The following is an 8,869-nucleotide window of genomic DNA, read 5'->3' on the forward strand; positions in this document are numbered from 1 at the left end:
TTACATCAATATACTAACCAAGGCATTGGAAGACGCGTTCATCTTGGCAATCATTACATCGAGCGAGGCGTATTTTTTGCGCAGACCTTCTTCATAAGTCACCATATAGGCATTGAAGTCAGTTCTTTTTTGCGCAATGTCTTTTAATTGACTATTGATTCCATCCTGACGCTGAGCCAGCAATCCGGCAGACTTGGTATATTCCTTCATCTGTGGGTCAAGACGCTTGGCAAGACCATCACTCCCGGAAAACAGCGCTGACACGCCATTAAAATCCGACTTCAATTTATCATCCAGTTTTGTGGAATCAACGGAAAGCTTTCCATCCTTGTCCATCTTGATGCCGATATCAAACAGCGACTTGATGGCCCCACTGCCAGTCTCAGTGGACAGCTCTTTAAAGAGGGTATTCCGGATTGCAAACAGCGTCGGATCACCGGCGAGTTCACCCGGGTCCCCGGTTCGATTACCACCGACGATCACGGGCCTTTTGCCCAATGCATCCATGGTCGTTTGCAAATCATTGTAAGCCTTGACGAAATTATTGATGTTTTCTTTGGCTTTATCGATGTTGTCTTCGACAGTGACCTTGGTTTTCTTGGAGGTCACACCGTCTGACTCCTTGTCACTGACTCGCAATACAGTGAACTTCAAATCCTGAATAACGTTGTCAAAGGTATTGGTGGAGTTGGTCACCTCTACACCGTCAATGGTCACCTTGGCATCAACACCATTTTCCCGATTAAAGGGTGAAGAAGGGCTGCTTGTATCGAATTTCTGCAGCTCTGGCGTACTGGCCGTGATCTGCAGATTGCCGCCACTGCCGGTGACGGACGATTCCAGCACGAGCTGGGACTGACCATTGCTGTTGATGATGTTGGCCGAGACGCCAAAATTGCCGTCACTCTTGTCATTAATCCGTTTGCGCAGCTGTTCGAGGGTATCCCCCGCCTTGACCTCAACCTCGAAGGCCTTGTCTCCATCGGTAAAGGTCAACGTGCCATCTTCAGTGGCAATCACGTCTTTGGGAGAGCTAAATGTCCCTTCCTGAGACGTGAGCTTGGTCCCCTTGGCCAACTGATCTACCTGAATATCATACTTGCCCTGGCTGGCCGTGTCCGACGCCGTCATGCTCAGCACCGGATTGGTTGTATCTTGGCCGATGGTGACCTTGCGCCCAGCAAAGTCGGTCGGCTTGGCCAACTTCTGAAGAGCAGTGTTGAAGGTGTCGATGGCTGATTTCAACTTGCCAACCCCGGAAAGCGAGGTTTTCAGGTTGGCCTCACTGGTCACAACCTGTCTTTCAAACTGAGTCCTTTTTGCATCTAAAGAGGCTTTGATGAGATCTTCCAGTGGCAAGCCGGAGCCCACTCCAGCAGATGTTATCGAGCCCATAAAAACCTCCTTCTACACTGATTTATCAAACAGCAGCCCTTTGATATGGCGCTCATCGAGCCCCGACTGCTCAAGTTCACGAAACCGCTTGGATATGGACAGCAACTCTTCGCTCGGGATCTGGCGAATCACCTCTCCCGAATCCTTGTCCAACAGCTTGACGATGGTCTTGCCAAGCTCATTATCCTTGGAAATATTCAGATACCAACCTTTCATCGATACGATCGACTGCAATTCTTGTACCTGTTCTTCGAAAGAAGCTGATTTTGTTTCCTCTTTGGCTGCGACTTCCTTCTTTACTGCCTCATTCACCTCTTGCTGACGCGTCTTCGCCACATCCTCCGTCTGCTGCGCCAAAACAAAAGCAGCAGCCTCACGGCTACTGCTTTCCGTTTTTGGAAAAGCATAGGAGGAGGCCGAACCAAGGTTTACTTCATTTGCCATGATGTCCTCCAACTACTTCCCATACCTGTATGTCAGCTTATCAACGCAACAGCGACAATGCACCGTTCGGACGCTGGTTGGCTTGCGCCAGCACGGTCGAGGCTGCTTGCTGCAGGATGTTGTACTGGGTCAAATTTGCCGTTTCTACCGCGAAATCCGCATCACGTACACGCGCACGAGCGGCAGAGAGATTCTCGGTGATGTTGGACTGGTTACGAATGGTCGATTCCATCCGGTTTTGCACCGCACCCAGCTCGGCACGCTTGCCATCAACCGTCTTGATCATTTTGTCGACCGCCCCCAGCACATTCTGTGCCAATGAAGCTTTCGTGATATTGATACCATTATCCCCAGCGGCAAAGGCTGTGGTTACGTTAGCCTCTGTGGCAAGACCGGCCACATTAAAGGCATAACCCGATAAACTGAACGAGATGACCTGATTTGCATCTGCACCCACCTGGAATTTCCCACCATACTTACCGTCTAACAGTTTGGTCCCCCCGAAGGTAGTATCAGAAGAGATACGATCCATCTCTTTTGAGAGCTGGTTTACCTCTTGCTGCAATGCAAGTCGGTCATCCGTGTTGTTTGAGCCATTGGCAGACTGTTGTGCCAGAGTCCGCATGCGCTGCAGCATGCCGGTGATCTCCTCCATCGCACCTTCTGCGGTTTGTGCCAGGGAGATACCGTCGTTTGCGTTACGGTTACCCTGATTCAGACCATTGACCTGGGAGGTCAGACGGTTGGAAATTTGCAGACCGGCGGCGTCATCCTTGGCGCTGTTGATACGCAGACCGGACGACAAACGTTGATATGAAGTGTCCAGTGTCTTGTTGGTATTCATCAAGTTACGCTGAGCGTTCAGCGAGGACACGTTGGTGTTAATAAACATAGCCATGATTTAATCTCCCAATCGATACAGACTGCAGGCCTCGCTTACATCAGCCTTGTTGCAATCCGGGAGTAGAGGGTTGAACGAGCCCGTCTACTCTCGACCAGTGGGGATTGTTTGAACGGACAATCACCCACCACACCGCAAAATCCAGGAGTCCCGAACACCCAATCTTTTGCTTACCTTGGTTAACGGCTACGCTGAACGAAGCTTTAGTCTTTTTTTGCCGCCTGCGGCAAATGATTGCCCCCCTCAGATCAATCCACCCCCAAAGAGCAACTCAAACACATCGACGACCTTGGGTTAAGAACAGATAAGTAACTGAATTGTCACAGGTGTATATCAGAGAAAGGGGGAGGAAAGACCCAAAATAGGGTCATTGTTTTGACTCGGGCCAATGGCAACAAGCGCCCATTGAGCCAACAATTTGACAGCATGAAGGGAGCCTTGGTTTTGGCAGCAACCTCAAAACATTGAAAACCCGCCACAAAATGGCCCCCTACGAATCCACTTTAGAATTAATGGCAGTATTTCATAACTGGCATGAGTTATGCATTGTTAAATTGAAAATAAAAAAGGCCGACATCAAGGTCGGCCAACGAGCTTTAGCTCAGGAGAATTAGGCGGGGAAGTTTATAGACTATAAACAGCCCGCTGAGCTTACAGTGTACTACAGTGTTGTGACTTATCAGAGACATGATTTCCCGAACACCCTCTGATGCGTCCTCCGGAAAGGCGGCCTGAACAACCGCCTTTCATTTTTTATTCTTAACCACGCAGCAGTTGCAGTGCACCGTTGGGTCGCTGGTTAGCCTGACCCAGTACGGTTGATGCTGCTTGTTGCAGGATGTTGAACTGCGTCAGATTCGCAGTCTCTACCGCAAAGTCCGCATCACGTACCCGAGCTCGCGCTGCACTGACGTTTTCCGCAATGTTGGACTGGTTACGAATGGTCGATTCCATCCGGTTTTGCACCGCACCCAGTTCGGCACGCTTGCTATCAACCGTCTTGATCATTTTGTCGACCGCCCCAAGCACATTCTGCGCCAATGAAGCTTTCGTGATATTGATACCATTATCCCCAGCGGCAAAGGCTGTGGTTACGCTAGCCTCTGTGGCAAGACCGGCCACATTAAAGGCATAACCCGATAAACTGAACGAGATGGTTTGGTTGGCATCGGCACCCACCTGGAATGACCCGCCAAACTTACCATCTAACAGCTTGGTACCACCAAAAGTTGTATCACCGGAGATACGGTCAATCTCTTTTGAAAGCTGATTCACCTCTTGCTGCAATGCAAGTCTGTCATCACTGTTATTTGAACCATTGGCGGATTGTTGAGACAGGGTACGTATCCGCTGCAACATACCGGTGAGCTCCTCCATCGCCCCTTCAGCCGTCTGGGCCAGGGAGATGCCGTCATTCGCGTTACGGTTACCCTGATTCAGACCGTTGACCTGGGAGGTCAGACGGTTGGAGATCTGCAGACCGGCGGCATCGTCCTTGGCGCTGTTAATACGCAGGCCAGATGACAGACGCTGATAGGCGGTATCCAGATTGATATTGCTATTACGCAGGTTGCGCTGAGCGTTGATGCTCGAAACGTTGGTATTTACATACATACTCATGATTATTCTCCTAAGCTATTAAATTTACTCTTCTATTTGCTCTGGCTTTATTATTTTCTATGCCCGATGCGTCTTATTTAACGGCTCGTTTTTGGATGTCTTTAGCATTTTTTTCAACGCTTCATCGCATTAACGCCGCTTACCTTATATATCGGCGGGTCGAGGGGAAACTTAAGGAAAAAATCGGGCAAAAACAGACGACAGGAGTCACCTCCAGAATCCCGAGAACGACGGGGCAAGCGGCCACACTCGAGACTCACTCGGTCCATGCAGTGAGAAAAAGTCCGTCTCGACTCGCAATTTTATCGAGCACAGTTGGCGATTGGGCTCGCCAGCCCCTAAAATCGCGACCCCATCAACAATTTGGCGTGAGTTGTTCTCCATGCAGACACTGGTTGAGCAGATTGTTTACATCAGCGATATGTTTGGTACTGCGGTATTCGCGTTTTCAGGGGTATTGGTGGCTGGCCGGCTCAGAATGGACGGGTTTGGCGTCATGGTGTTGGCTGCGGTCACCGCCATCGGTGGCGGCACTATCCGTGACATGATCCTGGGTGCTACACCGGTATTCTGGGTACGCGATCCCCTCTATATCTGGGTGATCATCGCGACGGCGCTGATCGGGATGTGGATGGTCAAACTGCCCCGCCGCATGCCCTGGTACGTGCTGCCGGTGGCCGATGCCTTCGGGCTGGCCCTCTTTACTGTGATCGGTGCCCAGAAGGCCCTCAACTTCGGCACACCGGCTCTGATTGCCGTCATCATGGGCACCATGACGGGGGTTGCCGGCGGCATGATCCGCGATGTGCTGGCGCGGGAAGTACCCATGGTGCTGCAAAAAGAGATTTATGCCACCGCCTGTATCCTCGGCGGCATTCTCTATACCCAGGCACTGGAGGCGAACATGGACCGGGTAACGGCCATGCTCATCTGCATGACAGCCGTGTTTGGCCTGCGGGTCGCAGCTATCTATTGGCATCTGTCGCTGCCGACCTTCTCGCTGCAACGCAATTGAGAGCAGGCCCACAGCGCCATGAGGTCGCTGTGGGCCTTGCGTTGAACCAAACAGGTTTTTCTGTTGTCATACAAGCAGTCGTTGTTAGCCGGAATTTCTCATGCGCAAAATCGGTATGCTTACCACACTCCTCCTGGCGAGCGTGACGGCAGCCCACGCCGAAGCACAAGTGGTATTTGGACGACTGGCCTCGGCGCCGGTGCAGCAGTTTAACCAGCAGATACGCCAGGCAAGCCATCAACAGCAACATTGGGTCAATGACTACCGTGAGGTAGCCCTGCGATTCGTCGGCCATGGCGACACACCCAGCCGGATCCATGCCCAGCAGCTAGACAATGACCTGGTGCTCTCGGTCGCCCTCGATGGCAGCAAGAGTGACATGATCTACATCCTGACCCTCTATCGCAGCAACAATCTGTGGCAGATGCGGGAGGCGGAAATGGGTTGGCGTTGCCAGGGACAAGACTCCTTCACCCCGGTCCCCTGCCCCTGATGGCTATAGTTGACGCAGTGAAATAAAAAATCCGGCACATTGGCCGGATTTTTTACACGCTGTGCAAACCACGCTTACGGGCGGTACACCTTGACGTTGTCAAAGCCCTTCTCTTTCAGATAAAGCGCCTGCAGCTTGCTCATCACGCCGCGATCGCAGTAGAGCAGATAGGTCTTCTCTTTGGGCAGATCGCCAAAGGCGGTGGCCAGCTTGAAGAAGGGAAGGTGCAACACCTCACGACCCTCTACCACCAGCGGCTTCTCGTCGTGCTCGTCGGCAGAGCGGATATCCAGGATCACCTCGTCAGCCGCCAGCACCTGGGTGGTCTCCACCTCTTGCACTTCGGCGGCGGTCTCTTCACCGATCCGGCGAATATCGAGGTAACGAGCCTCGGAGACCACCTTGTCCAGAATGGCGAAGTCGAAATTGGTCTCTTCCGCTTCAATGCGGGAGAGCTCGGCCTTCACGGTCGGCTTCTTGGAGATGACGCCGCAATACTCCGGCATGGTCTCGGCAAACTCCAGGGTACCGATACGACGGGCTTCGCTGATGATGTCCGGCTTGTCCCAGGTGATGAGCGGGCGCAGGATCACCTTGTCGGTCACCCGGTCGATCACGTTCAAGTTGGTGAGCGTCTGGCTGGAGACCTGACCCACGCACTCACCGGTCACCAGTGCCGGGATCTGGAAGTAGTCGGCGACCTGACCGGCGGCACGCATCATCATCCGCTTGAGCACCACGCCCATCTGGCCGTTGTCGACCTTCTCGAGGATCTCGGCGACCACGGGTTCAAAGTCGATGGCGGTGAAGCGCACCTTGTGAGAGGCGCCAAACTTGCTCCACAGGTAGTAGGCCACCTGCTTGACCCCGATCTCGTGGGCGGCGCCGCCGAGATTGAAGAAGCAATAGTGCACGCGGCAGCCACGCTTGATAAACTGGTAGGAAGCCACGCCCGAGTCGAAGCCACCGGAGAGCAGACTCAGCACGTCTTCCTGGGTCGCCATGGGGAAGCCGCCCATGCCGTGGTGTACCGCACTGATGATGTAGAGCTCGTCGTTTTCCACTTCCAGATTGATCTGGATCTCCGGCTTTTTCAGCCGTACACCGGCCGTTTCGCAATGCTGATTGAGGCCACCACCCACATAACGCTCCAGCTCCAGCGAGCTGAAGTCGTGCTTGCCGACCCGACGGGCCCGCACACAGAAGGTCTTGCCTTTCAGACGATCACCCCAGACGGCGCGAGTCTGTTCGAAGATGTCGTGCAGGTCGGTAAAGTTGCTCAGTTTCACTTCGAGGAAGTACTGGATGCCCGGAATACAGGCAAGGGTCTCGAGATACTGGGCGTGGAACTGGTCGTTGCGGGAACTCACTACCAGCTTGTCCCAATCCATCCGTACGCGGGCATCTTCGTCGAAGCGACGCAACACGTTGCGAATGTTGCCCTGCAACATCTTGGTGAAGCGCTGGCGAACTGATTTGCTCTTGATGGTGATTTCCGGGAACAGCTTGATAATGAACTTCATGGTTTTGACTCGGGTGACCTTGATTTAAGGGCGCGTATTATATCAGCATTTTGTGGCCAGCGCCTACTGGATGAGCAATTGCTCACATTCCCCCACGCAATGTTTGCCGCACGGCTGCAATCTTGCGTATATTCCCGACCCTGTACCTCGCCATTTTTTTGACAACAGACGAATCCGATGAAGACCTATATCTACTACCCCGGTATGGAGGTACGCGACGAGCTCTGGCTCAAATTTGCCCTGCTCTATCTGGAGCGGCTCGCCTTCGTCTTCACCGTCAGTGAAAAAAGTGGCCTCACCACTTTGCTAAGTACGCTGGAGCAGCGAACCGACCTGCTGGCAGAGCGGCCTGAGCCAGCTTTCTTTGCAGATATCACTCCTCAGCTGGAGAGCCAGCTCGGCGGTCTTGTCGCGCCCGACTTTGCCCGCCACAAGGTATTTGGCAACAGGGAACTCATCACTCGCTGGCGTCAAAGCGCCAATCACGACTGCTTCTGCCCGACCCAGGCCGGCCTTGAACGGCTGCACGGCTTTTGCCTCACCCACGGCTTTGCCAGCCAGGATGAGGGGGGGATCAAGATGGCGCGGCGCTTTGCCAATCTGCTCTCCATGCGCCTAGCCCGTGAGTGGGCACTCGCCAATGAGGGGGCGCTCATCACGGATCACGACTATCTGGACAGGCTGCTGCACCTGCTAGAATCCCGCTACCACAACCGCGGTGGCCAGGATTGCTTCCACCTCGAGATCCCGTTGCAAGTACCCACTCAGCTGGCCGAGATCCCCTTTACAGAGCTGATTGCCCTGCGCGGGCGCAGCGGCTTTCGCCAACAGCTGACTGAATTTCATCTGGCCATCGACAACCTGCTCGCCATGCTGGGTAGCGGCTATGCCGATCCGGCAGCCCTGACCCACTTTGAGCAGGCGCAGCAGGGGCTCAATCAGCTGCTGGGGCCCGAGACCATCAGCATGCCGCTCACCACGCTAGTCAGCACCAGCCTGCCCGCCATGGCGATGATCCATCAGTTAAAGGCAAGTCATCCCGAGAGCAATCTCATCTTCCATCCCATCAAGAAGAGCCACTTTCACCAGCGCAAGAGCCAGCACTTCTTCACCCGGCTCGGCCATCTGCGCCAGCCGGGCTGAATCGGCGGAATTAAAAAGGGGTTGGCATCTGCCAACCCCTCTCTTTATCTACGGCCTACCAATCTTTATCTGCGGCCTACCAGTCATCACCACGGTGATTGGCCCGCTCTTGCGCCTGCCTGCGCGCCTCCATCGCCCTGTCACGGCGGATATTGGAAGGGGTACAGGCAAACTGCTTCTGATAACAACGCACAAAACTCTCGGAGGCAGGTTCGAAAGGTGAATAGAACCCGGTACGTTCGGGAGAAACATGGGCACAATTCAGCGCACCTGCGGCACGAGCCCCCCCCTTGCCCATTGATTCAGTGCGGCAAGGGTGTAAGCGCCCCTAGATC

At 53.8% G+C, this 8,869-nt stretch carries 8 protein-coding genes; 3 read left to right on the forward strand and 5 right to left on the reverse strand.

Annotation, left to right across the window (positions count from 1 at the left end):
- The 4 genes from fliD to BN1125_RS12845 form a co-directional block, all read right to left on the reverse strand.
- A complete protein-coding gene (gene fliD / locus BN1125_RS12830) occupies nucleotides 1–1,395 on the reverse strand; it encodes a flagellar filament capping protein FliD (protein ID WP_042012698.1) in 1,395 nt (464 codons plus the stop codon).
- Between the two features lie 12 nt (nucleotides 1,396–1,407).
- Complete coding sequence (locus tag BN1125_RS18175) at nucleotides 1,408–1,839, reverse strand: flagellar protein FlaG (protein WP_052446165.1); 432 nt, start codon at nucleotides 1,837–1,839, stop codon at nucleotides 1,408–1,410.
- 40 nt (nucleotides 1,840–1,879) lie between these two features.
- The gene (locus BN1125_RS12840; RefSeq protein ID WP_042012700.1) at nucleotides 1,880–2,737 is read right to left on the reverse strand and encodes a flagellin N-terminal helical domain-containing protein; all 858 of its coding nucleotides are present in this window, start codon (nucleotides 2,735–2,737) and stop codon (nucleotides 1,880–1,882) included.
- 762 nt (nucleotides 2,738–3,499) lie between these two features.
- Nucleotides 3,500–4,360, reverse strand: coding sequence for a flagellin N-terminal helical domain-containing protein (locus tag BN1125_RS12845; RefSeq protein WP_042012701.1), 861 nt, complete (start codon nucleotides 4,358–4,360; stop codon nucleotides 3,500–3,502).
- 382 nt (nucleotides 4,361–4,742) lie between these two features.
- Between BN1125_RS12845 and BN1125_RS12850 the strand changes: the two genes are divergently transcribed.
- Together BN1125_RS12850 and BN1125_RS12855 are read left to right on the forward strand one after the other, a co-directional pair.
- The gene (locus BN1125_RS12850) at nucleotides 4,743–5,375 is read left to right on the forward strand and encodes a trimeric intracellular cation channel family protein (RefSeq protein WP_042012702.1); all 633 of its coding nucleotides are present in this window, start codon (nucleotides 4,743–4,745) and stop codon (nucleotides 5,373–5,375) included.
- A gap of 100 nt (nucleotides 5,376–5,475) precedes the next feature.
- A complete protein-coding gene (locus BN1125_RS12855) occupies nucleotides 5,476–5,868 on the forward strand; it encodes a hypothetical protein (protein ID WP_042012704.1) in 393 nt (130 codons plus the stop codon).
- A 74-nt stretch (nucleotides 5,869–5,942) separates the two neighbouring features.
- On the opposite strand, the gene thiI is transcribed toward BN1125_RS12855, so the two are convergent.
- Nucleotides 5,943–7,391, reverse strand: coding sequence for a tRNA uracil 4-sulfurtransferase ThiI (gene thiI, locus BN1125_RS12860; RefSeq protein ID WP_042012706.1), 1,449 nt, complete (start codon nucleotides 7,389–7,391; stop codon nucleotides 5,943–5,945).
- A 177-nt stretch (nucleotides 7,392–7,568) separates the two neighbouring features.
- Between thiI and BN1125_RS12865 the strand changes: the two genes are divergently transcribed.
- Entirely contained in the window at nucleotides 7,569–8,534 is a 966-nt protein-coding gene (locus BN1125_RS12865; protein WP_042012707.1) for a hypothetical protein, read from the forward strand.
- Nucleotides 8,535–8,869 lie beyond the last annotated feature (335 nt).

It is taken from the genome of Aeromonas fluvialis, assembly GCF_000819885.1.
GTDB lineage: Bacteria > Pseudomonadota > Gammaproteobacteria > Enterobacterales > Aeromonadaceae > Aeromonas > Aeromonas fluvialis.